We start from the raw sequence: 26,836 nt of genomic DNA on the forward strand, positions 1-26,836 counted from the left end.
GCTGCCGTGGAGCTGGAAGCTGGCCGATCATATCAAGACCTGAGGTATGTGCAGCGGCCGGACGCTTACGTCGCCCTCTTTCGACCCCCATCCTTCTCGGCAATTCGCTCGTACGACTGCGCTCTCCGTCGAAGGTTCGGCTACTCCAGAGAACTCTCGGCGGTCCTGAAATCGACGGAGAATGGAGATCGCGAGAATCCGCACCTCGATGTGACCGACATCAACTCCAAATTCGACAATTCTCTCGACTTCGCCGACGAAGAATCCAGTCTTCGACGCGCACATAGATCGCATTCGAGCGCAGCTGCTTTGCATCAGATCTGACGCGTGTTTTGCAGTTGGACTGCAGACTGAGCGCATCATCACGGCTCCCCCGTGAACACGGGAACTGCGCGTCCGATGACATCAGACATCGCCGTCAAACCGAAATATCGGCCGTCAAACGAGCTGTCAGACTGCCAATTCATCAGGAAGATCTGACCGTCGCCGACGATACGGCAGCCCTGCCAATCCGGCAGCGGATGGCCCCGGCGATCGGTCTGTTGCGCGGCTCCTACCTCGACATCATCCACGCTGATGGCTAGCTCACGGCGACAGACCGTTTGGCCGGGAAGGGCAAGGATCCGCTTCAGCATCGGGACGCCGACCGGCAAGAAGCCGCCGGCGGCGAGGAACGCCGCTAGCTGCTGATGAGGCCGCACAACGACCAGCTCGGTGACGTACCAGTCGCTGACCGGCTGCACGGCATAGAGCCCGATTGGCACGCTTTCAGAGGCATTCCAGATCAAGCGCGGCTGCGGATCGAGCGCACTCGTTCCGAGCAGGAGCGAGACGCCGGAAAGCAACGCCACAGCGATGGAAAAGCGCTGTCTCATGGCATGATACTCCGGCGATGCAACCAGGCGCGGTGCCGGAGCAGCGTGTAGGGCCGCGGCGGTTCGTTGGTCGTGAAGCGGTTCTGAACGTGCCGCCAATGATCCGGTGCGACATCCACTGGGTCGATGCCGAGCGCCTCGACCGCGTCGATGTGCTGCAGCACGCGCTCGACCTTCGGCCAGCCGAACACTTGCAGGAGAATTGCAGCTCCAGGGCCGACGAAGGGCACGGTCGCGCAGGCTTCCCCGGGGCGGACAGCCTGCAATATGTCGATCCGCGACAGCACCGTGCCGTAGTCATTCGACGACCAGCGGACGAAAGCAAACACGCTGCCCGGCGTGAATGAGACCACGCGTCGATAGTGATCGAGCCGCAGCTCTTGAACGGTTCGGCCGAAACGGATGCGGTTCTCGATCTTGCCCTGCAGCCATAGCAGCTGGACGCGCGTCAGCTCGCTCATCGGATCATCTCTCGGCTGGACAGGACTGGGAGGCGCTGGAGGGCCCGGCACGAGCGCACAGAAGGCCGCTCCAGCATCCCGGAAGGCCGCTCACGCAAAGGCAGCAGGCGTCCAACGGCGCGGCGCAGACGGTGACCGTTAGACAAAATCCGAAGGATTTTGCAGTTAGGTAAGTTAAGGGGCCGAAAAGCTAAGCCGGCAGAGCGACTTAAGACCGATTTTGGTCCCCGATAGCACGAGGATCCGGTCCCCGATAGCACGAGCCTTACGGTCCCCGATAGCACGAGACAATTCACAGCTTGTCCCCCGCAGCGCTCGATGAGTGATGCTTGGCGAAGCGCCGAGCGACGGGGTCCGTCATGGCGGCGGTGAAGTTCAGCCGCTCGGTTCCGTTCGGATCGCGGGTCAGCACGAGCTCGTAGCCCGGCAATGTCTGACGGCGGACGATTTCGCGCAGATCGTAGGCGAAATGTTTGAGCGGCGAGAGGCTGCCGGACTTGGCGTGGAGATAGCCGAGATCGAAGCTCCAGCCGCCGTCCTGATGACCGCCATGCTTGCGCACGAGACGATAGAGCCAGCGCTCCAAGCCGCCTGTCAGTGCAAAATATTGGCGGTCGATCGTCAGCACGAGCGCATCGTCAATTACGCCCGAATAGAACCAATCCGGCAGGATCAGCTGCAGTCCGGACGGACTGCCATGCGCATCCGCAGTCTCCTTCCACTCGTTGATCCAGGAGAAGCGGTGCCGCCGCCGCTCCGTCGGTTGACGGATCGAGGTCAGCACGGTCGTCGATTGCAGGCGGTCGAGACCTGCTTTCAGACGGTCGTAATCGCGCGCGCCGGTACCACGCCCGACGAAGTTCAGGATCTCATACGGCGTCGCCGCCATCAGACGCGATGTCTTCAGTCCGGCGTCACGCGCTCCGACAATCTGCGACGCTGCCCAGATCAAAACATCCGCGTCCCAGATGGTTGCCATGCCGTGCTCGGGGACGGCCTCAACACGGATCGCGACGCTTCCTGCGCGGAAATCGATCGGCACGACGCGTTTGGCTTTGGCCAGCGAGAAGAACGGATAGGCCATCAGATCCTGCGCATCGCGTGGCGCGAGATCGCCAGGCAGCGCGCGAAACAGATCGAGCTGTGCACGCTCGGATTTGCGCAAATGACGCATGCTCACGCGCGCACGGCGCGCTGTACGCGACGCTCTTTGCCCGCATAGGGAACGAGACCTGCATGCCTCTTCGCCGGCAGGACCGTCCCCTGCCCGGGATCGGCGGTGGACGTTTTCGTGCCGCGATCAACCCAAGCCTTGAGGTCGTCGAGCGCATAGACGACGCGTCCGCCGATCTTGCGATAGGTCGGGCCAGTGCCGTAGGTCCGGTGCTTCTCGAGCGTGCGGCCGGACAGGCCGAGATAACGCGCAGCCTCGGGTGTACGAAGAAAGCGCGGCGGAAGACCGGCTAAGGAATCGGACATCTGGCAACCTCCAGGACAGACCTGCGCGCTTGCGCGTAGTGCAGCGCGTCGACGGTCAGCATGGAGGCGTAGAACAGCGAAGGGGGAGGCCGCAGATCGAGGGGGCCGTTTCCGGCCACCTCCTCAATTTCCGTGAAGCTATTCGTCCTTGCGCGGCGGTCGCAGGAGTTGCCGATATCCCCCGCGGATCAAGGACAGGCCGTCCTCGACCAGACGTCGGGTAAGGCTGCGCACTTCGCTCGTTTTCCAAGCGCGCGCAGGAATGCGCGCTGCGCCGAACAGCACTTCCGCAATCGTCCGATGACTATTGCCCTGCTGCCAACCGTCGAGCGCGCGCAAGATCAGCACCAGGCGCGTGCGGCGCTGCTCCGTCAAGCCGTCGGAGGCGGGTCCAAGCGGCTGCGCGCGCAGAGCACGCCAGAGCCGGTCGGCGGCATGGTGGCGCATCTTGAAGTCGCGGTCATACGGCAGCAGCACCGCGTAGGACGCCGTGCTCATCGGCTTCCTGCGCAGCCACACGCGATGCTGATTTGTGCCGATTCGAACGACGACATGCCAGCCGTCCATCGCCCGCCGAAGCTGGTCCGGCGCAAACGAAGGCAGTTTTACGATCGGCGTGACCACTGGCACGCGCGTGCCGATCTCGACAAGCGCCAGCACAGTAGACAACCGCTCAGGTGCCCAGAACACGGACTGGGCATCGAAAGGCAGCGCGGGATCAGCGGCGAAATATCAACCCCCAATGCTTCCGGAAGTTGGCAGGCGCACTGCGATCAGGATGTGTTATCGCTGAGAACTGCGCACGATAGTTCGGTGATCGGCGAACACTCTCCCAAGCGAAGCCTGGACGGTCCGCGCGATGAATGTTCGCGTAGGCCTTGGGTGAGCGCCAATCGAATTCCGCCATCGTGCTGTCCTCATCAAGTTAGGACTGCAACGCAACAGACCAATGATGGCGCCATTTAAGATTGTTGAAGAGATTCTCGACTCGCGCAGGTAAATGGATGCGGACTACAGCCCAAACCAACTACACGATTGCTTGAGACGATCAAGTTCCGCTCTGGTTGCACAACTTCAGGTCTCTGGGGGACTACGTAGGAAGTGGTTGTAACCTTCCTCTGACAACCACTTTGCCCGCGCCAGATGGCTGTCGAATGCGCGGCGGGCGCGTTCGGGTTCGCGGACCGGATCAATGTGCAGAACGATCTGCGCGACCTCTTCCCAGTCGGCGCCGGCCGCCTCTGCATCGAGAAGCCGGAGATACGTGACGAGGTGCTCCTCGTCGTACGGCGTCAGAACGGGCTCGGTCGGAGCAGTATCGGCCACATCAGGATCGAGCGGAGGAAAGGACATCGGTTAGAAACCTACAAAATCAAACACAATGCTCTTTTTTTGCCGACGAGAGAGACGGGAGCAGCCCTACAGGAGACCGAGACGAGGCACCATTAGCCAACGTAATCAATCGCTTGGTCCCGATTTGTAGAAAATACTCCGTGGTGAAATACTCGACAAGCCTGTGCTGTCTTGGAGATGAACATCCGAGACGTCTTGGCCGCCAACTTGAAGCGCTTGCGCCGAACCAAAGGCGTTTCGCAGGAAGAACTCGCCCACCGCGCCGATATTGATCGGACCTATATCAGCTTGGTTGAGAGAAGCCGCAATGCCGTCTCGATCGACGTGCTCGCCGCTCTCGCGGCTGGCCTCGGCGTCGAGCCGGCAGACCTGTTGAAGCCGACGCCGCCGGCAGTGGATCTCAACAAGAACGGGCGACGTATCAAGAACCGATAATGCCAAAGCGTGCTCAAAGTTTGGCAGTCGGGTCCTGCTCGGCAGCGTCCTGGCTCTCCCCTCCGAGTTCCGAAAAGCCCCTTCAGCCAAGTGCTGGGGGACATCAGGCATTACGCCCGCAGACTTAGCGGCTCACCTTTCAGCCGCTGCGCTGGAATCAATACGGGCATGACCACCCTGACCCGCCGCCGCGATCCACAATCACCGAAGGAGACTTCGGCGCATCTATTTCGGGGATGTCCAGGCCGTCACGATTGCCAAGCGTACGGAAGGTCCTATGGGCCCGCCCGCCTGGCAATGGTCCTGCGGCTTCTATCCCGGCAGCCACCCGGGCGAGCAGAAGGTCGACAGCACCCGTAGCCATGAACAGGCGTGTGAGGCCTTCGGGCGGCATGGGACGCCCTTCCAACCAGCCGCCAGAAGACTTCTGAATCAGATTTAGTTAGATGGACAGCTGGGCGAGGCATAAATCTCATTGAGATAGCGGGCTAGCCTGAGACCTGCGCGCCCCAACTGCATCTCTACTTTCGGCTTCGCCTTCCTGAAGTAGCTGCGGTCCAGCGTCGTACCTTCAGCGACCCACATCTCCTTGGCGATGGCATGGGCCTCATTTGCCCAGTCGAGGGGTGAGCCTTGCGCTTCCTTGGCGACGTCTGCGTTCTTGAGCCATCCCTTTTCCAGGGCGTCGACGTAGGAACCCCAAGCGTAAGTGGTCTTGGTGATTAGAGTCGAATCCCAGACCTCGTGCAGGTTTTGCCATTCGTGCGCCACAAGGCAGGTGCGGCCCTCACAGATATCTCCAGGAATCAGCATATGCAGGTGAACGCCGTTGGCACCTTCCTCTTCCTTGACGGTGTGAAACGGCTGGTGGATGTCGCCAAGGAAATGCACCGCGAACCTGAGGTTATCGATCTTCTTGGCGGGATCGGTCTCGCATCGCATCTCCTTCTTGAGGTCTTCCAGCTTGCTGACCACGCACCCCGCGCCGCAGTCACCCGGCCAGTTGATCGCGGTGTCGACCGGAGAGTTGATGTAGTGCCACTTGCCCGTCTCGGCGTGGCCGGAGCGGTAGTCATCCGCCCAGCTTGCGCTTGAGGCCAGGGATGGGAGTGAGAACGCGGGAAGGGGGTTGTTAGGGTCCGGCCACAGCAGCTTGCTGATGGCTTCGGCCGCTTCCTTCGAGAGCCGCCGCTGAGCAACCTCGGCGACGATGGAATGTCCCTCCTGCCCCCAGGCGAACGCCTGGCCGGGAATGGACAGCAATGCTGCGACACAAAAAGCTATTCTGATCATGAAAACCCCTTGCGACCTAAAGTTGGCGGGAACTAGTATGCAACTCTAGCCCCATTTCTGAAGTCAATATTTTAGTCGACCTCCTTGGAGGGCTTATGACGCCGAATTTTACCTTCGATCCCATTCGCCGATCTCTTTACTCCGCCGAAGAATTGCTCACTGGCTACGATCCTGCCGATGTCCGAAGCTACGCCAACAGTCTCGATTTCAGGATCATGCAGGAATATGTCCGCGCCGGCGGAGCGCAGCCGGATGATTACCTGGCGAGTCTGATGAGGTCGCTGCACGATGCGACCATCACCCAGCATCTAGCCAATGTCCTGGATGGTAAACGGGTCGCGGCGATCATGGGTGGCCATAGTATGGCGCGATCCAATACTCCAGACTCCGACTATGCCCTGACAGCCCAGATTGCCAAGGGGCTCGCCGAGCGTGGGATGTTGGTCCTCAGTGGCGGCGGCCCTGGTGCCATGGAGGCTACTCATCTCGGGGCCTTGTTTGCCGGAAATGACGAGGGCCTTCGCAAGGCGCTCAACGACTTTGCAGCTGCGGGGGTGCTCACGTTGCCCCCCGATCAGAACAAGATCCTCGCTCCAGATGGCACGCCCGACTTCAAGATCGTAGAAGAGTATGCAGCCTGGAGTAAGCCAGCGATCGAAATTTGGAAGTCTCAGGGAAAGAAAGGCGCGGGCATATCGATCCCGACCTATCAATATGGCCAGGAGCCGTTCAGCCCGTTCGCAGAAGGCATTGCCAAGTACTTCCAGAACAGTATTCGCGAAGACGGCCTTCTCGCCGTGGCAACGCATGGCATCGTCTATGTGAAGGGCGGCGCCGGGACATTACAGGAGGTGTTCCAGGACGCGGCGCAGAACTACTACCATACTTTCCCGGCCAAGCAGGGTGCAGGCTATTTCAGTCCGATGGTCTTCTTCGGACCAACTTGGAGTACTGACCGTCCCGTGCAGCCCCTGCTGGATTCCCTGTTTGCGGGTTCAGCCGAGTACAAAAGCCGCGTGCTCTTTACCAGCAGCGTCGAGGCTGCGGTCGATTTCATCTCCGGTTTTGCACCGCCCCACCCTAACGTCACGATCGCCGCTCTCGCGGATAAGCCCAGCGCGGTATAGCGCGTGCACAATTTGAGCCGAATCTAACCGATTAATTGAGCCGGAATCATTGGCATGTCGGAAAACTCTATTAAAGGCTCTCCCAAGGGAAAAGGTGACATGCAATCGCCCGAGCCCGCTTCGCCCTCCCTTAGCGCGCAAATCGCTTCGTTTGTCGACGCGCTGACCGCTTTGGGAAAGCTTATGCTTGTTCTGGCCGTACTGGGATTGCTCTGGAGTAAACACGAAGCTGTGGAGACCTATGCGCTTCAGTGGCTCAACAGCGCCAACAAGGTCGGCTTCCTTGGCTGGAGCATCGAGCGCCAAATTTCAGCCGAACAGGCGGTTGCCAGGATCGCAAAAGACAAGGCGGATGTTACCAATCTCGCTTTCGCCGAGGGAGCGATTGAGCGCGCAGCTCGAAGTGCGCCAGCGATCGTTGGCTCGCGTGTCCTCTGGGTGGACGATCATCCCACAAACAACGATCCTGAGCGTGATGCGCTTAAGGCCATCGGAATTCAGGTGTTCAGGGTCAAGAACACCAGTGACGCGGTTCGCTTCGTTCCTGTCCTGGAGCCGGACCTCATCATCACCGATGTTGTCAGAGAAGGCGATCAGGCTCTACCTTTACGCAAGTGCCCTGCCCACTATTTCGAGTTGCCGCCGAACGTAACGGTCGACCTAGCCTCGCTCAACAGCGACTTACTCCAGGGAAAGACTAAGGCTACTGGCTTCAGCTTGCCTGAAGCAATTTCCGACCTCGATCAAGGTTATACGGATCACCTGACGTCCAGAATCCTGCTCTATTCCGGTTCAGCCGGTGGCCGTGCCGCGAGTCAGTGCGCAAGGCTGGTGACAAATCGTCCTGACGTTCTGCTTCACAGCATCGTCAGCGCTTTGGAGGAGCGGCACTGGCAAAAGTTGAGGCAACAGCCTGCAACTGACACCAAGACCGCCGAAAAATAGTCGGCATTGCCTGTCCAAAGATCTCTCTCGGAATCTGTCGCTCTCCATGATTGGGCGGCGCGAACTATCTCTATCGCCACGTCTCTCCTGGCGTCCAACGCCCTAGCCTGCAACTGACCTGACGCATACTTCCCTCCTGCGCCGCAAGTGGCAGGCCCTCGCGAAGCCGCCAATACCGCCGGCTTTCGCGACCTACCGAGCCAGTGCTAGCCATTTGGTCCAGATCAATTGTCCCCGCCCGGATCACTCGGACGGGGACGATCTAGCTTCACTCGGCTGCCTTGCGCGGCCGCGACCAGAGGAGCGTGTATCCCTCGCCGCCTTCGTCGTCGAACAAGTTGGCGTAGATCGGGGCGTTGAACGAGGGATCGTCGAGCTTGAGCGAGAGATAGTCGCGTCCTTCCTCTGATCGGCGGGCCCAGGCGGCACCGATCTCGACCCGGCCGGCGTAGACGCGGTGGCTGGGCGCGTTCTCGCTGGAGCGGTTGGCCTCGGGGACGATGCGCACGCCCTTGGCCTTGAGGCTCAGGGTGATGATCTCGCCCTGGAAATCGTCGCCGACCTTCTTGAAGGAACCGATGGAAGCCATGTTGTCTCTCCTTGGCTGGTTCGGGCCGCGACCACCGCGGCCTCGATGGCGCATGTCGGGCCGAAGGCGATCGGCGGCGCACCCGAAGGGCTGCAGCGACAGCGGAGGATGCCGCTGGCCAACTTTCTTGTCCCGCGAGGAATGGGCTTCGCCCAGGGGAAGAAAGTTGGCCGGCGGCGTTGCGCTCAGGCGATCGAGGCGCAGCCGGTCTTCGGACAGATCAAGCCATCAAGAGGCAAGGTGCGTCGCGAGCCGATCAGTTTCAGGAGAGACGTGGGGGCCTGGACATACAAGACGTTCGGCGAACCAGGCGTACGATCAGAAATCCCCGAAAAGAATAGCGTGTGCGAATCGAGGCCCCTGTCCGCGACTGCCTGACGCGAGGTACTGATCTCTTGCGCCGGAAGGCTCGTTCTGCCGAGGGCCCCATTTCCAGAGGGACGCCCGCCTCCGCTCAGCCGGTCACGTCCCGCCTTTCAAACGCCTAACCGCGGACCGCTCAAGCCACAGGCGGTTGGGCTACACAGTCCAGGCTTACAGCCGTGAGGAGTAGAGAGACCGATCCCTGTCCTGCTCGGACTGCAACGGACGGGACAGTTCGTTGTTGAGCAACTGCTGCAGAGCGTATCCGGCGACCAAGAGCGCACCCGACCATCCAATGATTTCGCGCCAGAACGGTGAAGGCTCGGCAATCAAGGCAGCAACTGCAAACGCGACTTGCCGACCAGCCATCGCTGCCGGGACGAGAAACGCGGCTGCCACAAGCCCGCGTAGCAGCAAGGATGTCGAAGAGGCGAACAGGGCGCGGCCGATCATCAAGGTAAAAGCTGCCGCAGCAATGCCGGCCAAAATAGCCAGGCCGCCCCCGCAACCTGCATTCAGGACCGTCATGCCGACGGTGACCGCGACGAAGAACGGCAGAGCATGGACCGCAAGCTTGAACACCGCACGGCACAAAAGCCCGACGCTGACCAGTCCAAGGATGAGAGCAATCGCGAGCATGGTGGTGGCCTCCGTGCAAAGCTGTGACGGGATGCGCCTTCCACCACCACCGCGGCGCAATCCAAACACGATGCATCGTGATTTGGACGAAGTTGAGGAGAGTCACGCGAACGATCGAGGTGGTCCACGCATGAGGTTGACGAGTTGACGGCGCTCACGCGCCGCCCTTGCCGAAGGTCCAGACGGGAATGCCGAGACGACGGGCCTTGTCGGCGAGGTTGCCCTGGATGCCCGAACCCGGGAAGACCATGACGCCGATCGGGAGCGTCTCCAGCATGGCGTCGTTGCGCTTGAACGGTGCAGCCTTGTTGTGCCTGGTCCAATCGGGCTTGAAGGCGATCTGCGGCACCTTGCGGTTTGCCGCCCATTTGGAGGCGATCAGTTCGGCGCCTTTCGGCGAGCCACCGTGCAGGAGTACCATGTCCTGGTGTTTGGCGTGAACCTTGTCGAGACGATCCCAAATGAGTGCGACGTCATTGAAGTCCGGCCCGCCGGTAAGAGCGATCTTCGGCCCCGGCGGCAGCATAACCTCGGTCTCGGCGCGGCGCTTGGCTGCGAGGAAGTCGCGAGAGTCGATCATGGCCGCCGTCAGCGTGCGATGGTTGACCTGGGAGCCCGATCGCGGCCGCCACGGTGATCGCGTATGCAGCTCGAAGGCCTCGGCGGCAAGGTCGCGGAACAGCTCCAGGGCGTTGCGGCGCTCGACCAGCGACACTCCTTCCGAGGTCAGGCGCTCGAGCTCCACGGAGCGGACCTCTGAGCCGTTCTGCTCACGCTGGCTCGTCCGCTGCGCCTGCTCGTTGTCGTCGAGCTCGCGCTCGGTGCGTAAGGTCGCGCGATGGAACAGGTTGACCGTCGACCAGAGCAGATCTTTCAGCTCGGGCTCGAGGCGGGTGTCGGAAAGTGTAGCGACGAGCGCATCGAAGATGTCGGCTACTGCGCCGGCGATTGCCCTGCCCTCCGGCAGCGGCCGCGGATCGGGCTCGTCGTCGAAAGGCCGGTAGCCATGCAGTTGGAGTTCGGCCAAGGCGTAGTCGGTCGTCGATTGGGTGCCGCGGGGGTCGCGCGTCTCGTCGTGCTGGTCGGACATGGTCATCTCGTCTGTGATCGCTGACCGCGCCGATCGCGGCCTTCCATAGCGATCTCCAAGACGGCGGGCGGACCGGACCAGAACCCGCTGATCCCCTCGGGAGCGGCGGGCCGGAGCGACAGCGGAGGATGGCGGTGCGCGGCTATTTTGTCTCGCGATGCAAAGGCCCGCGCGCGGGCTGGCGGAAAATAGCTGCGCACCGCCATTGCCGGACCGGACCGCCTGCCGTCCGATCGCCTCCGAAGAAGGCCCCGGCGCGCTTTCGAAGGTCACAGATGAGGAGGCCCGTGTCCGGGCGACAGGCGACGAATGCAGCACTCACAGGCAGCATCCAGCCGATGCCTCAAGCCTTGTCTCCGTCCACGAAGCGCGCGACGTCCTCGGGCAAGAGCTGACGTCGCACCACTCCGTGGAGTTGGGCCTTCCCAAGAAGCCGCAGATCCTCGTTGAAGTCCTCGAGACGAGGACACAACGCGATCGCCTCGATGCCGGCGTCGAGCGCCCGTGCGGTCAGTGCTTCAGCGGCAGTGATGCCGGCATGATCTGCATCGACAGCGACATAGAGCCTGCGCAGCGTGGCCGGCCAGAGCAGTGTCGCGAGGTGGTTGGCGGAGAGTGCGGCGGCAACGGGCAAGAACGGCAGCACTGTCCGCAACGATAGCATGGTCTCGATGCCCTCACCGGCCGCCATGACGTCGTTGGCCATTCCAAAGCGAACGGCATGTCCGAGCAGATCGCCCATCGCCCGCCGCGGCGTCTCGATCGGCGCCTTGCCGAACCGTCGATCATCAAAGCCATCGGGATCGAGCCAGGTGCGATGAACGCCGGTGAGGTGACCCTCAAGATCGGTCACGGTAGCAATCAGGGCTGGCCAGGTCTCGACAGTGGTCTCATCGTCCGGGCGATAGAAGCATTGTGGGTGGAAGCGCAGAGCGTCGGCGCCCACGGGTGGGTCGATGTCGCGATTGCGCAAATACACTTCACCGAGGGTACCAGCGATCGGCTGGGCCATCGCAAACAATCGGCGAGCCGCCCTGACCGGGTCTCTGGAGCGTCGGAAGTTCTTGCGCGGAGCCGGCGGCTCCCGCTGCGAGGTCGGCAGCTTCAGGAACCGACGCGCCTCCTCGGCGATCTCACGGAAGCTGCGCAAGCCGCATGTATGGCCGATCACATCGAGCAGATCGCCATGTTCACCAGTTGCGGCATCGGTCCATTTGCCAGCCGCTCCCTTCGCTGACGCCTGCAGACGCACGAACAGCGAGCGCCCGGGCGTGTTGTTGATGTCCCCGACGAGCCAATACCGTCCCTCACGCTTGCCGTTGGAGAGATAGTGACGGCATACGCACTCGGCTTCACGCGCAAGGCGGCCTGCCAGCTCGGATGCATCGCTCATCACGACTGCTCCCGCCCACGAACACCCACGATCGGAAACCGCTCCAGCACCTTGGCGAGGATTTCAGCGCCGCCCTCACCCGTTGGCACGAACATCCTGAGCTTCCAGGAGATGATCTCACCGAACAGTCCGTAGGCTCGGAGACAGTCCCTGAGTCCATCGGAGAAGCCTGCGAGCTCGATCCGAGTGGCGCCCATGACGCGGACGCGCCGGAGCTGCAAGCCCTCTGCGAGTTCGAGCACGCCCCCGTCACGCAGCAGCGCCGAGAACGCGTCATCGGCTGAAAGCGAAGGCCCCTCCACTGACATCGTGGTCACCCAGCTCAGCAGGACCTTGCGGCCGATGATGCGCTCGCCCGCGTCAGTCTGGAGGCGATAGACCCGGGTGGACTCGTGGGGCAACCGCTTCCAGATCGGAAGCAGGAGCCCCGTAACGAGATAGATCGTGCTTGTCGTGAACTCGGGAATGGATGCGAGCTGTGCGTTCCAGCCCGCCTTGAACTGCTCACGGTCCGTCTCACCCCACTCTTGCTCGGCGAGCTTGGCGACCGGCAGGGTCTGGCGCCCCATCGGTCCGATCAAATGAACACGCTGCTCGATCTCGCCATCATCCAGCAACCAGCTCGGCGCGGGCACCTGGATTGCGGTCCGCCCGGACAAACCATGACGCACCGGAACAGCACGACGTTGCAGCAGCCGCTCCAATGCCTCGTCCAGCGGCATCGGCCTGTTGCGGTCGCGCTGGCTGATGGTGACCAGATGGGTCTCTGCGCCGGTGGCCGGATGCGTATAAATCGTGCGCCGCTCCTTGATGACGAAGCTTTCGGCGCGCAGCGTCTCCAGACCAGCGTCGTAAGTGCCGGACGCGATCGCGCCCTCGATCCGCGTCGCAAGCAGCTGCTCGAAGACCGTGAACAGGATGTTCTGCAGCTCGATCGTCAGCGCCAGCAGCCGGTTCAAGAAGGTCGTGATCGGCGGCAGCTCGTCGCGCAGGCCGTTCTCGTCTGTAAGCTTCAGGCCGGTCGCCCGCTCGAAGCGCTGCAAAGAGCAACTCCCAACCTGGCCGCGCGCGAGAAGCCCATAGAACTGCCGCAGCGCATCTCGCGCGTGCGGGCTTTCCAGATTGTCCTCCGGACGGAACAGCCCCTGCCCGCCAGTCTGACGCTGACCACGGGTGATCGCCCCCAGCGTGTCGAGCCGTCGCGCGATCGTCGACAGGAACCGCTTCTCCGCCTTGACGTCGGTCGCGATGGGCCGAAACAGAGGCGGCTGGGCCTGGTTGGTGCGGTTGGTCCGCCCAAGCCCCTGGATCGCGGCATCCGCCTTCCAGCCGGGCTCCAGCAGATAGTGCACCCGCAGCCGCCGGTTCTTGGCCGAGAGCTCCGCATGGTAGCTGCGCCCGGTGCCGCCAGCATCGGAGAAGATCAGGATCCGCTTCTGGTCGTCCATGAACGCGACAGCCTCGGCGAGGTTGGCTGAGGCCGGCCGGGTCTCTACAGCGAGCCGGTCACGGATCCGAACGATCCGTCTGCAGCGCCCCGTGATTTCGGCGACCATGTCCGTGCCGAACCGCTGGACGATCTGATCAAGCGCGCCCGGCACAGGCGCGAGCGACACGAGATGCTCGATCATCTCGTCGCGACGTGCCACCGCCTCGCGGCTCTCGACCGGCTGGCCATCGCGGTACACCGGGCGCGAGCACAGATTGCCCTCGCCGTCGGTGAACGTCTCATAGAGCTGAACCGGGAAGGAATGGGCGAGATAGTCGAGGACGTATTCGCGGGGCGTGATATCGACCTGGACGTCGCCCCATTCCTCGGTCGGGATCTCGGCGAGCCGGCGCTCCATCAGGGCCTCGCCCGTCGAGACGATCTGGATGACGGCGGCATGGCCGGCTTCGAGATCTCGCTTGATCGCATTGATCAGCGTCGGCGTCTTCATCGAGGTCAACAGATGCCCGAAGAAGCGCTGCTTGGCGGATTCGAAGGCCGAGCGCGCCGCCGACTTGGCCTGAGCATTCAGCGTCCCGGTTGCGCCGGTGATATTGGCCGCGCGCATCGCGGCCTCGAGATTGTTATGAATGACCGCGAACGCCTCGGCATAGGCATCGTAGATCCGGACCTGCTCGTCCGTGAGCTGATGCTCGAGAAGATCGTATTCGATGCCCTCGAAGGACAGTGATCGCGCGGTATAGAGGCCGAGCGCCTTGAGATCGCGCGCCATCACCTCCATGGCTGCGACCCCGCCCTCCTCGATCGCCGCCACGAAATCGGCCCGCGTCGGGAATGGAAAGTCGGCGCCACCCCACAATCCGAGCCGCTGGGCATAAGCAAGATTGTGGACGGTCGTCGCCCCCGTCGCTGAAACATAGACTATCCTCGCATTCGGCAGCGCGTGTTGCAGCCGCAATCCCGCGCGGCCCTGCTGCGAAGCCGCCTGCTCCCCGCGCTCGCCCTTGCTGCCAGCAGCGTTCTGCATCGCATGGCTCTCGTCGAAGATGATCACGCCATCGAAGTCGCGCCCTACCCAGTCGACGATCTGGCCGATGCGCGAAAGCTTCTCGCCCTTCTCATCGGTCCGTAGCGTAGCGTAGGTCGTAAAAAGGATGGCTTCACCGAGCCGGATCGGCGTTCCCTGCCGAAAGCGCGACAGTGGCGTGACCAGCAAGCGCTCCATGCCGAGCGCCGCCCAATCGCGCTGGGCGTCCTCGATCAGCTTGTCGGACTTGCTGACCCAGATCGCCCGGTGCCGGCCCTTCAGCCAGTTGTCCAGCAGGATGCCCGCGACCTGACGGCCCTTGCCCGCGCCTGTGCCGTCGCCGAGGAACCAGCCACGCCGGAAACGCACCGTCCCCTCGGCGTCTTCGCTGGCTGCGCGGACCTGATCGAAGGTCTCATCGACGATCCAGGAGCCTGCGAGAAATCCGCCATGCGCCTCGCCGGCATAGATGAGGCTCTCGAACTGCGCGTCGGATAGAACGCCGTTGCTGACGATTTGAGGCAGCACATGCGGTCGATAGGTAGGCTTGGGCGGCATGACCGAGGCCATCGCCGCCGATTGCACCAGCTTCGTCGGATGAGGCTTTGCGCCTGGGATCCTGATCGACTGCAGCTGATACGGCTCATAGAGCGCCTCCGTCAGGCGAGGCCCGTCCTCGGGCAGATCATCCACGAGATCATAGGCGAGCTCGCAGCCGGCCGGTTCGCGGGCCGGCGCCGAAGGAGGCTCGCAGGCAGCAGGCGGGACGCGTCCTGCTCTCGCACGGAGACCAACAGGCTCGCTTGCCTGCGCGAGAAGGCACCCCGTCATCGGCAGCCGTGGCGGCACGAGCGCCGTGATCCACTCGAGCAAGGTCCGAACATCCGGTGCCATTCCCGCCGACTGCGGAAACACGCGAGGATCCGACGCCGGCTGCTTGTCGATCACGATCAGGCGCGTGGCGGTGGTGGTGCCTTGTCGTGCGTAGACCGAGCCGTCGATTGCGGCGGAGAACACGACACGACCTCGGTCCTGCAGGCCCACGAAGGCGTCCGTCCAGGTCGGGTTGTCCGGCGCAAAACCAGCGGCTGTGATGGCGACCAGGCGTCCGCCCTCTCCAAGCCGCGCGAGCGCCGAAGAGAGATGGCGCAAGGTTGTATCGGCCTGAGGACGATCCACGTTCATCGTCGCCGAGAACGGCGGGTTCATCAGGACCACGCTCGGGACGCAGGCCCTATCGAGATAGTCATCGATCTGCGCGGCATCGAAGCGCGTCACGGTCAACCCTGCGAATACCAGATCGAGCAACGCGGCGCGGCTCGCAGCGAGTTCGTTGAGCAGAAGCGAGCCGCCCGCGAGCTCCGCGAAGATGGCCAAGCTTCCCGTGCCTGCGGAAGGTTCGAGTACGCGATCGGCCGAGGTCACTTGCGCCGTCGCCGCCGCGACGAGCGCCAACGGCAGCGGCGTCGAGAACTGCTGAAGGGTCTGGCTCTCCATCGAGCGCCGAGTATGGCTCGGCAGAAGCGCAGCGATCTTGCAGATCATTGGCAGCAAGGCTGAGGGCACGCCATTGCTGGCCTTGATCATCGCGGGTCCGTACTTCGCCAAAAACAGAACGGCGGCGACCTCGCAAGCCTCGTACGCCGTCCTCCAGTCCCAGCTGCCCTCGGCATCAGAGGCGCAGAAGGCGGTCTGCATGGCGTGGCGCAGGCACCTCGCATCGATGCGCTCGCCGCGGGCAAGATGTTGGAGCAGCAGCTCGGCCGCACGATGGATGGCTTTGGCGCGTGCAAGGAGCGCGAAGGGAGCCGTGTGACAGCTCGTCTCGGTGACCATGGCGAAGAACCTCAAGGGAGAGCGAGGATACGGAGGTCCGCCGAACGCTCTCTCTTGTCAGGCGGCCTCACCCGCGCTGCCCCGTCTCTCACTCTCGCTGCGCCCCAGCTCGCTGATGACCTGCATGAAAAAGCCCGGCCGAACTGGCCGGGCTTCCATGATCTCTATCCTGACACTCAGGCCGTCCCGCACCGCGGGTCACTCCGCAGCGATGATCTCCTCCACTTCATCAGCGCCTTCCGTCGCCTCCTCGTCCTCGCTGAGGAAAGCCGGGAGGCTGTCGCCACCTTCGCCCTCAGCTGCCGGCGCAACATCGGTCTCTGCTCCTCGCAGCGGCTCCGGCAGCCAGCCACTGCCATCGAGCAACCGTTCGGCTTCGCGCGCCATATCTGGCTTCTTGAGATGTTCGATGAGCTGGGCCGAGGCCTCGCCCTTGGCCTCGCGCACAGTCTGCAGGATGCGATGCTTGGTGACACGACCGAGATAGTTGTCCACGGTGGGCTTCCAGCCGGCACTGATCATGTCGAGCCCAACAGCGCGCGACAGCCGGTCCGCCTGGTCGAGGCGACCGCGGACGCCGTGCACAGACAGGCGCCCTTGATGCACCCGGTTGGCCGGCTCAGAAATCGCATTCACCGCCTGCGCTGCGCAATGCGCGAAGAGCTCGGCCTGCGTCGTCCCGTCCATCGCCGTCAGTGCTTCCCAGAGGTCCTTGTCGCTCGCCGGCAGCTTTGCCTTCCAGGCCGCGTGACGGGCGGCAATCGCCTTTGCCGGAATGCTGTCCTGCAGGCCCGGCGGCTGCTCCGAAAAGCTCGGGCTACGCAGCGATATCTCCAGGCAGTTGAGCGCGGAGCCAAATGGATAGAACGTCGCCAACACGAAGCTGTGCAGCACCGCCTGGAAGGCGACCGACGGCTGCTGACCCAGCGCATCGCGCAGAGCGAGCGTGCGATAGGCCGAGAGCTCGCTGATCAGCCGGTCCGGCAAGGGCCGTTCGACGTCCTCCTCTTCCTCATCGGGCACCTCGCTCTGGCCGCCGCCGATCACGATCGTCGGCGCCGTTGCCCTGACCTCCGCGTCCGGAATGCCGGTCCGGCCATCGGCGTCCGTCCCAGCTTCGGCACCCAGCTGGTCGCTCGTCGCGGCGACCTCATCTTCCGGGCGGACGAAGCCGCGGGCGACCCGGAGCCGGCCCTCGGAGTCGACGCTGACGAACGCGCCGGCGCGCGCCATCTCCGCCGCATCGAAGGTCACGGGCCTTTCCTCGAAGGATTCCAGCGCAGCTTCGATCTCACCGAGGCGCCGATCGACCTCCTCGGGCAGCTCATCGGCCTGACCATAGTCCACTTCGAGCTTGGCCTGTTCGGCCTTCAGCGCTTCGATTGCAGCCTGCTCGCCGGCGGTGAGCTCGGCCGGCTCTCCCTGAAGCTCGCGCAAGCCATGGGAGTGTCCGAACGGGAAGTCAACGGCGGCCGCGATCCACTTCCAGCCCTCCGCGCCGATCCTCTCGGCTTCAGTCTGCAGCTTCTCCGCCACGAGGCGATCGAGCAGCGCGACATCCTGCAGCCAGCCGCCGTCATCGGCCTCGAACAGATCCCGCAGCACCACCCCGCCTGCAACCTCATAGGAGGCAAGCCCGACGAATTGGACCCTGCGATCGAACGCCCGAACCGTCAGCTCGGTCAGCTGACGGCGGATCTGGTAAGGCGCATCGCAGCCAGAGCGGCTGACCTTGTCCCAGACCTCCTGCTGACGGACATGATCGGTCGCGACCGTGAAGGCCATCAGTTGCTCGAGCGTCATGCCGTCCGCGGCGTAGACATCGAGCAGCACTGGCGAGACAGCCGCCAGCCGCAAGCGTTGTTTGACCACCGCACCCGTCACGAAATGCCGCGCCGCGATCTCCTCCTCGCTCATGCCGCTGTCACGCAGCGCCTGGAACGCGCGGAATTGATCAAGGGGATGCAGACCAATGCGCTGGTCGTTTTCGGCGAAAGAGTCATCCAAGGCTGAACCGGAATCGCGCACCACGCAAGGCACGGCCTGCGTCTTGGCCATCAGCTTCTGCTTGACCAGCAGTTCGAGCGCCCGGTAGCGCCTGCCGCCCGCCGGCACCTCGAACATCCCGGTCTCCTTGCCATCATCACCGAGCACGGCGCGGACGTTCAAGCTCTGCAGCAGCGTCCGTTCGGCAATGCTTTCCGCCAATTGTTCGATCGAAACGCCGCCCTTGAAACGGCGGACGTTGGACTGGCTCAGGACGAGCTTGTTGAAAGGAATGTCGCGCGACGGCGACAGCGTGATCTTCTGGGTAGCCTTGGTCATCGCTCGGTTCTCCACGACGGGCGGCCCAAGAACCTCTCTCTCAGGCCTTCACCCCGTCGCAGAGCACCTCTCGCCCTCTTGCTCTCCTCCGCTCGGCCCCGGAGCACCGCACTCACGCAGCAGCGCAGTCGCTTCCGCTCGTATCCACCTGGCCGTCCGCTTGCGGTGCAAATCCGAGGATATAGTCGGCCACACGGCTTGCCTGGCTCGCCGCACGGACGATGGCGCGATTGTCCTCGCGCAGGACATCGAGCCAGGCGCCGATGTAATCGGCATGACGCACGGTCGGCACGATGCCAAGCGCAGCGCAGCTGAAGGCGGACGCGATTTCCGCGATCAACTCCTCGAAGGCATATTTGCTGCTGCCGAACCGGCCTGAGAGATCGCGGTTCAGCCGCGACGAATGCCCGCTCGCATGGGCGAGCTCATGCAATGCCGTGCGGTGCCAGTTGATAGGCTCGAAGAAGGCGGCAGGTGGCGGCACCTGCACGAAATCCTCAACCGGAGCATAGAACGCCCGGTCACCACCAATCCGGAACTCGACGCCGCTGTTCGCGATCAGCGTCTCCAAAACAGGCTCAACCAACCCAGGCCGCGGTGGTGGCGCCGCGGTTGCGATGTCCTCGGACAAACCGTCGCATTGGTCGGTGTTGAAGACCGTAAACCGCTTGAGAAACGGAATCGCCTGTGCCTCCTCGCCCACCTCGCGGGCACGCTGCCGCTCATCGGTGGGGACAAAGCGGTCTGCATAGACGACGGTGACACCACGCTCGCCCTTGCGCACATGGCCGCCGACCGACAGCGCCTGCCGGAATGTCAGCCAGCTCTGGCCGAAAAATCCGTGCTCGATAACGGCGCCCCATAGTATCAGGACATTAATCCCGGTGTATGCCCGACCCGTCGTCGCATTCCGGGGTAAGGCAAGCTGGGCTTTCGCGGCTTGCGTGCCCCAGGGCTGAACCCAGGGCACACGGCCGGCCTCCAGCTCGCCGATGATCTTGCTTGTTATCTCCTCATAGAGGCTCGCTCGGCCCTCGCCAGAGCGCCCACCAACTCTCCGTCCCTGCATCGCGGTTCTCCGCGACGGGCGCGGCGAGAACTCTCTCGCCACTTCCAACCCGTCACAGCCAAACCGGCCTGCACTCTTCCTCTATCCGACCAAGCCGCGGGGGGACCGTGGAGCTAGCCGATCCAGGAGTGCGGATTCACATGGCCGCGGCAACCGCATTGAGCCCCGTCAACCTGTTCGAAGCGCAAGAAGATTTGGCCCCCAGTCAAGACCCTAAAGTTCGAGATATCAATCGTAATGAATAGAGAAGTCCCGCCAGCGCTTATTCTGAGTCCATACGGTCGTAACCGCGGAAGCAAAGAACGGAACGAAGCGCTCTGGTAGCTCACGCCGCAGCATTAGCGTCCGGCCAACAGACCTCGCGATGAAGCTGTCCATGACGAGGAAGCTCATGCCGATCGTATCCCAGCAACATGAGAGGAGATCACCATCGCCGCGGCTGGCAGCTTCTGCCATCTGAGCAGACGCGACAAGCCAGGTCTTGCGTGATGCGGCGCGATCCGCGGCAATAACGGTGACAGATCAGGAGAAGAACCTGACTCCGGCGGTCAGAAGCACTGACGAAAGCAGCCGCGCCGTAGAGGGAGACGAGGTCACATTGGCCGTCTTTCCCACAATCACGTAGAGGCCCACGAACGTGATCCACATGGCCTGCAGCCTGATATCCCAAATTGGTTTAGCCAGGGGATGCCCCTGACGCGGAGAGACTGCTCGCTCCTGATTCGTATGTGTCATCAGTTATCCTCTCGTGCATCATCTTGCCGCGCCTGCGGCGCGGCAAGATGAGCTGGTGCCACGAACTGTTTGCCGCAGCCCGCAACTCAAGCGCGCCTGCTCTGCACACGGCGTCCTCGATCAGCCGGGTATGCACACGCAGCTGGTCCCCCAAGCCGGACGGTCACAATCCTGAACCTCCGCGTTTGCCCTGCGTGCCATTCGCAATGTCCAATGCGACCTCCAATACCTCCTTCGCTACGACTGGCCTGTCTCCGCGCTTGATCCGCAGCGCCACGATCAACGGCTCCATATTCGAACCAAACTCGTCGGCTTTCAGCATTTCGCTGACGCGGTCGCCATGACCGGTGGCCGCTATCGCCATAGCCGCATCCACGAACATCGCCGTGAGCTCCCGTTGTTCCGGCAGATCCTTCAGGGCGAGTTTCAGGTGCTCAAGAGCTCGATTGGCCTGACCACGATCCAGCAAAGTGCGCGCGAGGAAAAGCTGCGCTTCCGCGGGCTCCGGCGAAAGACGCGCGGCCTCTAACGCATCTCTTATCTGACTTTCTGGGTCGTTCTGACGCAGTCGGGCCCGCGCGAGAAGTGCACGCGGGTCTAAAGCATCGGATTCCATCGCGCGCGCGATGAGTTGCTCTCCCTCATTGCGGTCGACGAAGCGAGAAAGACCGGTCAACGCTTCGATGCCGTCGTCTCGCTCTCCGAGCGCAGATCGGTAGGCACGGCTAGCGTTTTCTGCATCACCGTTGCGCGCTGCGATATCGCCCTCGAGAACCGCGCAGCAATAGCAGGGGCTCTCGCCCGCGAACCATTTTGCTATCGCCTCCTGGGCGGCAGTCTCTTCGCCCCGATGGACCAGATACTCTGCGAGGAATCGAACCGCAGAACAATCACGCCCTTTTCGGGCTACCGAAACAGCCTCCCTAAAGGCCTCTTCGGCCTCAGCAGATCTCTTAGGTTGCGATTGAAGAAGAACGGCCAACATAATCCAGCCGCGAACATGATCTTCTATCGTCAAAGCCTTCCGTACGTAGACTTCGGAAAGAGTCTTATCATCGGCGGCCTTCGCGAGCAGACTGGCGTATATCCAGGCATTGTAGTCTTCCGGAAGGCGTTCAGTGAGATCTTTCGCGACCGCCAACACGCGAGAGATCGGCTCTCCGATCTGCTGCAACGCCCGTGCATAGCTGACAAAGACTTCTGGCGCCCCCGCTCCCTTTGCAATGGAGCTTTCCAAAGCTTGGACAGCATCGTTGGGACTGCCTTCTCGCGCAAGGAACGAACCCAAGTCGGCCCAGGCGAGCCACTCCTGCGAAGCTTCCGCTGCTCGTCGGAGTAGATCGATCGCTTCTTGTCGACGGTCGGATCCGCTCAACAATTCGGCCAAGGCCCGCCTGCTAAGGAAGTTGTCTCGTTCGTCTGCAAATCCGCGCAGTAGAGACTCGGCTTCCACAAGCTGGTTATCGGCTTGCAAGACTTCCGCGTAACCGGCGCGATCCTGGTCAGTAATCGCACCGAAACGCAAGGCCCGTTCATAAAGTTCGATCGCCTCCTTCCGCTCTCCCTTCTCTTCTTTGATTCTTGCTAGATGGCCGAGAGCGAAGCCGAAGTCGGCATCCGCGCTCAAGGCTGCCTCGAATGCCGCCTCAGCGAGTTCTAGTTCGCGGGCTTCGCCGTGTGCCATGCCCTTGATTGCGTGTCCCCAAGGGTCCTGCGGGCGAAGCCTGATGGATTCGTCGGCCGCTCTGAGTGCCTCGTCCGTTCGGTCCTCGCCGAGGTAGATCAACGCGAGCTTCATCCACGCTTCAGCGTCGTGGGGGCGGATTTCCGTGGCCCGCGAATAGAGATTGATGGCTTTCTCTGTGTCCCCGGCGTCCAGTAGCCGATCGGCCTCAGAAAGCAACTCTGCAAGCTCATCATCGGCGTCTCGCGATTCAACAGCGACTGATGGCGCGTGAGCCCGGGCGCTGTCTGCTGCGGCTTTTTGGTGGGCCGTGAAGGACGTGAGGAAGTCCGGAGGAGTTCGTTCCAGAATGCTTGTGCGAACGAGCGTCGGAGTGCGTTCGAGGATCGCGTCGTAGAAGGCATGGTAGTCCGTGCGGCTGTCAGGCCGAACAGAGCAAGCCTCCATCGCAAGCGTGGTCGCGGTGTCGATAAGTTCGTCGCGGTCGTAGTAATCGGTCATGAACGAGACGAGCGCGCGAACACGGCTCGACGGATGACTGCGGCGACGCATGAGGTAGTAGATGTTGAACAGCCGCTCGGCCGCCGAGTAGAGCGCCTGTTTCCCTGATCCGGGGCTTTTGATCACAGAACCGCGCTCCGCGAGGCGCGCCAGCATCGCCGACGCGGTGTTGGTCGATACGCGCGCGGCCTCGGCGACCTGTTTCGCCGTTGCCGGGTCCCAGGCTTCCAGCAGGGCGGCAAATATCTTGCGTTCCGTGGGCGGAAGGCTATCGAGCTGGCTCTTGAAATACTCAGTATTCTGGTCGATCAGGAAATTCAGGTTTTCCATCAAGTTGTGAAGCGAAGGAGACCGCATGAACTCCGCGAGGATGTGGATCATGCGAGGGCTTCCGCCCGTCAGAATCTCGATCGGGCGGATCCGGTCGATCTTGATCTCCTGCTTGGTGAGAAAATTCCAAAGTGCACGGCACTCCTCGCGCGACAGCGGCCTGAGGTCGATCCTAAGAAAATCGGACGGGAGGGCGACGTTCTCTGCGGTCGCAAGCTGGGAAACCGACGTGGCCAACACTCCGAAAACGGAGACATCGGAAAGCCGCTTCAGCAGATCCTGCGCGCCCAAGCCGATCTGATCGTCGAGTATGGTCTGGAAATTTTCGACGATGATCAAAAGCCGCTTTCCTACGCTGGCGGAGAAGTCCTGCAGCGCTTTCGAAGCGAGATCGAGCAGTTCCTCCTCGCCCGGATGCGACAGGGCTCGCTCATAGGCGGCTTTGATTACGCCATCGTTCGACCGATCCTGAAGATGGAATAAGCATTCAAGGAAGAATTCCCCCGGCGTGGTGATGGCGTAGCTTTCCTCCCCGAAGAAGATCGGGTGCCACCTTCTGCTCAACGACGGATCCTGGTGGACCTCTGCCAGGACGCGCCGGCACAGGGTGGTCTTGCCAGCGCCGCGCGGCGCAACGATCAGGACTCTCGGTGGGGCCGAAGCGCTCTCCCGGAAGGGAGCGAGAGCCAGTTCGAGGTCCGCCTTCCGCACGATGAAGGTCTGGACGGACTCCTCGTCGGTCTGAAACCCAGGATTGAACCTGTACGTCGTTGCCATCAGTCTATTGATTTCATTAGAGAATTAGGCCGACCGAGGATCGATCGGTGCCGCCGCCACCATACATGCCAACAAAATTGATGGCAATTCTTGCGAATCGAGCCATCCGGGAGTAAGGTTACCAACAAATTTGATGGCAAACTGAATTCGGCCCTCCGGATGTCCGGGCGCCCCTTCAGATCCGCCATCGACGATCAAACCCGGCGATCCCGATCGAGAATCGCCGCCGAACGCATCGGAAATCATGTGACGGCGAAACTGAAGGCTGTTCCCGCGGAGGCAGATCTGCCCAAGGGCATCCAGCGCATCCTCTCTCTTCCGGACGACTCGCTTGGCGCCCTCTGGAACTCCATCGTTCTGGACCCGGCGATCAAGAACAAGCTCACGGCCCAGGCGATCCTTAACTTCACGATCCGGGAGAAGGTCTCCCGGACAGTGCTTCCTCTGCACGGCGTCATTCTGCTGGTGGGGGAGCCCGGAACCGGCAAGACCTCCTTGGCCCGCGGCTTGGCGCACCGTGTCTCGAAGGCATTCCCAGGCGCGAATTTCCGTCTGATGGAAGTAGAGCCGCATCAGCTTGCGAGCTCGTCCCTCGGGAAGAGTCAGCGTGCGGTCACGGAGCTGTTCGGCCAAGCCATCGCGGAAGCCGCCGCACAGGGACCCGTCGTTGTTCTGCTCGACGAGGTCGAGACACTCGCCGTGGATCGCGCCAAATTGAGCATGGACGCCAACCCCGTCGACGTACACCGCGCGACCGATGCTGTCCTGGTTCAACTCGACGCCTTGGCCGAGCGATATCCGAACCTTCTCTTCGTCGCGACCAGCAACTTCCCGCGCGCGGTCGACGGCGCCTTCACTTCCCGCTGCGATCTCATCGTCGAGATCCAGCTCCCCTCGAAGGAGGCGTGCGCGCAAATCCTCAAGGACTGCCTGACCGCGCTCAGCGCGACGTATCCAGCAGTCGCAAGACTCGCGAACGCGCCCGGCTTCGCGGAATGCGCCGCAGCCTGCGTCGGGCTCGACGGCCGTGCCATCCGCAAGATGGTCGCGAGCGCGCTGGCGACCGATCCGGACACGGCCATGCATCCGGAGAAGGTCACCCTCGGGCAACTGCTCGCAGCGGCAAAGGCGGCGAAAGCGGCCCGTCTCACTGTGGAGGGCTGACGATGAGCACGGTCATCCGACGCACCTTCGCCTCCACTCCCGCCCGCGATGCCCTCGCGACGTGGAGCGCGATCGCCGACCTGCTCGCGCCCGGGGCCTCGCACCCCGCCCGCAAGGAGCTGGCCGCCGTTGCCGGCATTGCCGCCAGCATCATCTCGGACCGCGCACCGAAGGACTACCCCATCGTTGCCACCTGCGACGGCCCGCGCACCCGGATCTACTGCATCTTCGACGACGACGCCGTGGACGGGTCGGACGCGAACGAAGCGGTCCTGGGTTACGACGCCCTGAAGGGCAACTGGGCTATCTCGTTGCCTTGCAATGCCGACGAACTCGACTGGGTGCAGCGGGCTCTGAAGCAGCACAGCGCCAGGATCACGGCGCGTGAGGCCGATGCTCCAGTCGCAGCCGATCAGAACGAGCCCACTACGGCCGCGTCCCGGCTCTCGCTCGTTCCCGATCTCAAGGGATTGCTCGAACCATGACCGCCGTGGCCGTAAACGTCTATTCCCACACCCACTCGGTCACATACGTGGCCGAGAACATTCTCAAGAGCCTGAAGGACGTCATCCTTCACAGTGGACTCGATCCGGCGGTGTTCGTGAACAACTGGGAGCTTCACAAGCGCGGCGTCGACGGATGGCTCCGCTCCGGCGACCTCAAGTGCGTGAAACTCGACATCTATCACCCGCTCACCGATGAGCTTCTGTTCCAGTGGAACATCGAGATCTCCTACAGCTGGACGGGCGGCGACGGCAGCTTCTGGACCGACACCGAACAGCTGAAATATGCGATCCGCAAAGCCGGTCTGGTGCCGAGCGAAGCGAAGTACGACCTGCGCCTCAATTTGAAGTCGGGGCATCGCGAGATCACCGGCTGGGGCACGGGGAAGGCCCGTTCTGCCGAGGGCATGATCCGCCAGAGCCTCGGCACTACCATCGGCCACGGCAGCCTCAGCGGCAGCACGTCGTACCTGAGGAGGCCCTGATGCTGACCACTAACGAAGCCTTCCGCAAGTTCAAGAATAAGCTCGAGCTCAACCAGCGCGAGGAGGACAACGCCAGATCGCGCGAGCAGGAAGTACGCGAGTACCTGGACACCAAGTTCTCGATCGTCAACGACTTCCTGACCGGCTCGTACGCGCGCTGGACGAAGACCAAGCCGCTTAAGGACGTCGATATATTCTTCGTGCTGAACCCGAACAAGCACGACTACCGCTCCAAGGCCCCTTCGGTGGTCCTGGACGACTTCTACGACGCTCTCGTCAAGAAGTATGGCGACAAGGCCGTCAAGAAGCAGGGGCGATCGATCAACATCGACTTCGGTGTGCAAGTCGATGCCGAGGACAACACCGACTACCGCATCATGAGCGTCGATGCCGTGCCCGCCTTCGTCGCCGGCGACGACTACGAAATACCCGACAAGGATCTCGGCAAGTGGATCAAGACCAATCCGAAAAAGCATGCCGAGAAGGCGACCGCTGCGCACCAAGCCTACTCTAGCGAATGGAAGGGTCTCGTGCGGATGGTCAAATACTGGAACAATAATCCGAAGCACGGCGAGAAGCCCGTCAAGCCGTCCTTCCTGATCGAGGTCATGGCGCTGGAGGTGCTCTACGGAGGCTTCGGTGGTAGCTTCGATCGCGAAATCCAGAGCTTTTTCGCAACTCTCGCCGATCGGATCTTCGACACCTGGCCGGACCCGGCGGGGTTGGGGCCGCCGATCAGCGACGGCATGGATCAGGCGCGCAAGCAGCGCGCACGCGATCTGCTGCGCGCGGCGGAGCAAGAGGCTGCCTATGCGATCGATCTCGACCGTAAAGGACGTCATGGCGACTCGCTCAAGGCTTGGCGAGCGCTGTTCGGCCAGAAGTTTCCGATATCGTGAGGAGTATCC

General features: G+C 62.5%; 25 protein-coding genes. 8 read left to right on the forward strand and 17 right to left on the reverse strand.

Annotated elements, in window-relative coordinates; genetic code table 11:
* Positions 1–324, forward strand: a 324-nt coding sequence (locus ACQR1I_RS18000; protein ID WP_434888753.1) for a hypothetical protein, incomplete at its 5' end; no start/stop codon positions are given.
* 38 nt (positions 325–362) lie between these two features.
* Here ACQR1I_RS18000 and ACQR1I_RS18005 read toward each other — a convergent pair.
* The 7 genes from ACQR1I_RS18005 to ACQR1I_RS18035 all read right to left on the reverse strand — a co-directional run bounded on the left by ACQR1I_RS18005 (position 363) and on the right by ACQR1I_RS18035 (position 4,168).
* Positions 363–875 carry a S26 family signal peptidase gene (locus ACQR1I_RS18005; protein ID WP_434871246.1) on the reverse strand — a complete coding sequence of 171 codons (513 nt, stop codon included), beginning with the start codon at positions 873–875 and terminating at the stop codon, positions 363–365.
* Entirely contained in the window at positions 872–1,336 is a 465-nt protein-coding gene (locus ACQR1I_RS18010) for a DUF2840 domain-containing protein (protein ID WP_434871247.1), read from the reverse strand. Before ACQR1I_RS18010 ends, ACQR1I_RS18005 begins: the two co-directional genes overlap by 4 nt.
* Before the next feature lie 292 nt (positions 1,337–1,628).
* Entirely contained in the window at positions 1,629–2,510 is an 882-nt protein-coding gene (locus tag ACQR1I_RS18015) for a replication initiator protein A (protein WP_434871256.1), read from the reverse strand.
* A 2-nt stretch (positions 2,511–2,512) separates the two neighbouring features.
* Complete coding sequence (locus ACQR1I_RS18020; RefSeq protein WP_434871248.1) at positions 2,513–2,815, reverse strand: helix-turn-helix transcriptional regulator; 303 nt, start codon at positions 2,813–2,815, stop codon at positions 2,513–2,515.
* 138 nt (positions 2,816–2,953) lie between these two features.
* Positions 2,954–3,475 carry a DUF2285 domain-containing protein gene (locus tag ACQR1I_RS18025; protein ID WP_434871249.1) on the reverse strand — a complete coding sequence of 174 codons (522 nt, stop codon included), beginning with the start codon at positions 3,473–3,475 and terminating at the stop codon, positions 2,954–2,956.
* Positions 3,476–3,533: 58 nt separating this feature from the next.
* Entirely contained in the window at positions 3,534–3,722 is a 189-nt protein-coding gene (locus tag ACQR1I_RS18030) for a transcriptional regulator domain-containing protein (RefSeq protein ID WP_434871250.1), read from the reverse strand.
* 167 nt (positions 3,723–3,889) lie between these two features.
* Positions 3,890–4,168: a DNA -binding domain-containing protein gene (locus ACQR1I_RS18035; protein ID WP_434871251.1), complete on the reverse strand. Its 279-nt coding sequence runs from the start codon at positions 4,166–4,168 to the stop codon at positions 3,890–3,892.
* A gap of 177 nt (positions 4,169–4,345) precedes the next feature.
* Between ACQR1I_RS18035 and ACQR1I_RS18040 the strand changes: the two genes are divergently transcribed.
* Positions 4,346–4,603, forward strand: coding sequence for a helix-turn-helix domain-containing protein (locus ACQR1I_RS18040; RefSeq protein WP_434871257.1), 258 nt, complete (start codon positions 4,346–4,348; stop codon positions 4,601–4,603).
* 438 nt (positions 4,604–5,041) lie between these two features.
* On the opposite strand, the gene ACQR1I_RS18045 is transcribed toward ACQR1I_RS18040, so the two are convergent.
* Positions 5,042–5,896: a S1/P1 nuclease gene (locus ACQR1I_RS18045; protein ID WP_434871252.1), complete on the reverse strand. Its 855-nt coding sequence runs from the start codon at positions 5,894–5,896 to the stop codon at positions 5,042–5,044.
* Positions 5,897–5,991: 95 nt separating this feature from the next.
* On the opposite strand from ACQR1I_RS18045, the gene ACQR1I_RS18050 reads away from it, so the two are divergent.
* Together ACQR1I_RS18050 and ACQR1I_RS18055 are read left to right on the forward strand one after the other, a co-directional pair.
* Positions 5,992–7,023: an LOG family protein gene (locus tag ACQR1I_RS18050; protein WP_434871253.1), complete on the forward strand. Its 1,032-nt coding sequence runs from the start codon at positions 5,992–5,994 to the stop codon at positions 7,021–7,023.
* A gap of 54 nt (positions 7,024–7,077) precedes the next feature.
* Positions 7,078–7,968, forward strand: a complete 891-nt coding sequence (locus tag ACQR1I_RS18055; RefSeq protein WP_434871254.1) for a hypothetical protein — start codon at positions 7,078–7,080, stop codon at positions 7,966–7,968.
* 268 nt (positions 7,969–8,236) lie between these two features.
* On the opposite strand, the gene ACQR1I_RS18060 is transcribed toward ACQR1I_RS18055, so the two are convergent.
* The 9 genes from ACQR1I_RS18060 to ACQR1I_RS18100 all read right to left on the reverse strand — a co-directional run bounded on the left by ACQR1I_RS18060 (position 8,237) and on the right by ACQR1I_RS18100 (position 23,776).
* Positions 8,237–8,557, reverse strand: coding sequence for a DUF736 domain-containing protein (locus ACQR1I_RS18060; protein ID WP_009032057.1), 321 nt, complete (start codon positions 8,555–8,557; stop codon positions 8,237–8,239).
* A gap of 534 nt (positions 8,558–9,091) precedes the next feature.
* Positions 9,092–9,559: a hypothetical protein gene (locus ACQR1I_RS18065; RefSeq protein ID WP_434888754.1), complete on the reverse strand. Its 468-nt coding sequence runs from the start codon at positions 9,557–9,559 to the stop codon at positions 9,092–9,094.
* A 154-nt stretch (positions 9,560–9,713) separates the two neighbouring features.
* Positions 9,714–10,649 carry a DUF2493 domain-containing protein gene (locus tag ACQR1I_RS18070; protein ID WP_434888755.1) on the reverse strand — a complete coding sequence of 312 codons (936 nt, stop codon included), beginning with the start codon at positions 10,647–10,649 and terminating at the stop codon, positions 9,714–9,716.
* A 343-nt stretch (positions 10,650–10,992) separates the two neighbouring features.
* Positions 10,993–12,045, reverse strand: a complete 1,053-nt coding sequence (locus tag ACQR1I_RS18075) for a DUF7146 domain-containing protein (RefSeq protein WP_434865914.1) — start codon at positions 12,043–12,045, stop codon at positions 10,993–10,995.
* On the reverse strand, positions 12,042–16,355 hold the full coding sequence (locus tag ACQR1I_RS18080) for a strawberry notch-like NTP hydrolase domain-containing protein (RefSeq protein ID WP_434865915.1): 4,314 nt from the start codon (positions 16,353–16,355) through the stop codon (positions 12,042–12,044). Before ACQR1I_RS18080 ends, ACQR1I_RS18075 begins: the two co-directional genes overlap by 4 nt.
* Positions 16,356–16,553: 198 nt before the next feature.
* Positions 16,554–18,680 (reverse strand): ParB N-terminal domain-containing protein, encoded by a 2,127-nt coding sequence (locus tag ACQR1I_RS18085; RefSeq protein WP_434865916.1) that lies wholly within the window; start codon positions 18,678–18,680, stop codon positions 16,554–16,556.
* A 112-nt stretch (positions 18,681–18,792) separates the two neighbouring features.
* Positions 18,793–19,749, reverse strand: a complete 957-nt coding sequence (locus tag ACQR1I_RS18090) for an ArdC family protein (RefSeq protein WP_434865917.1) — start codon at positions 19,747–19,749, stop codon at positions 18,793–18,795.
* 228 nt (positions 19,750–19,977) lie between these two features.
* Positions 19,978–20,142, reverse strand: a complete 165-nt coding sequence (locus ACQR1I_RS18095; RefSeq protein ID WP_434865918.1) for a hypothetical protein — start codon at positions 20,140–20,142, stop codon at positions 19,978–19,980.
* A 505-nt stretch (positions 20,143–20,647) separates the two neighbouring features.
* Positions 20,648–23,776, reverse strand: a complete 3,129-nt coding sequence (locus tag ACQR1I_RS18100; protein WP_434865919.1) for a tetratricopeptide repeat protein — start codon at positions 23,774–23,776, stop codon at positions 20,648–20,650.
* Positions 23,777–23,866: 90 nt separating this feature from the next.
* Between ACQR1I_RS18100 and ACQR1I_RS18105 the strand changes: the two genes are divergently transcribed.
* The 4 genes from ACQR1I_RS18105 to ACQR1I_RS18120 are packed head-to-tail and all read left to right on the forward strand — an operon-like array spanning position 23,867 to position 26,827.
* Positions 23,867–24,940, forward strand: coding sequence for an AAA family ATPase (locus ACQR1I_RS18105; protein ID WP_434865920.1), 1,074 nt, complete (start codon positions 23,867–23,869; stop codon positions 24,938–24,940).
* A 2-nt stretch (positions 24,941–24,942) separates the two neighbouring features.
* Entirely contained in the window at positions 24,943–25,425 is a 483-nt protein-coding gene (locus tag ACQR1I_RS18110; protein WP_434865921.1) for a hypothetical protein, read from the forward strand.
* A complete protein-coding gene (locus ACQR1I_RS18115; protein ID WP_434865922.1) occupies positions 25,422–25,928 on the forward strand; it encodes an HORMA domain containing protein in 507 nt (168 codons plus the stop codon). The genes ACQR1I_RS18110 and ACQR1I_RS18115 overlap by 4 nt, the downstream gene beginning before the upstream one ends.
* Positions 25,928–26,827: a CBASS oligonucleotide cyclase gene (locus tag ACQR1I_RS18120; protein WP_434865923.1), complete on the forward strand. Its 900-nt coding sequence runs from the start codon at positions 25,928–25,930 to the stop codon at positions 26,825–26,827. Before ACQR1I_RS18115 ends, ACQR1I_RS18120 begins: the two co-directional genes overlap by 1 nt.
* Positions 26,828–26,836: the final 9 nt, after the last annotated feature.

Source organism: Bradyrhizobium sp. HKCCYLS2038 (assembly GCF_051167655.1).
Taxonomy (GTDB): Bacteria; Pseudomonadota; Alphaproteobacteria; order Rhizobiales; family Xanthobacteraceae; genus Bradyrhizobium.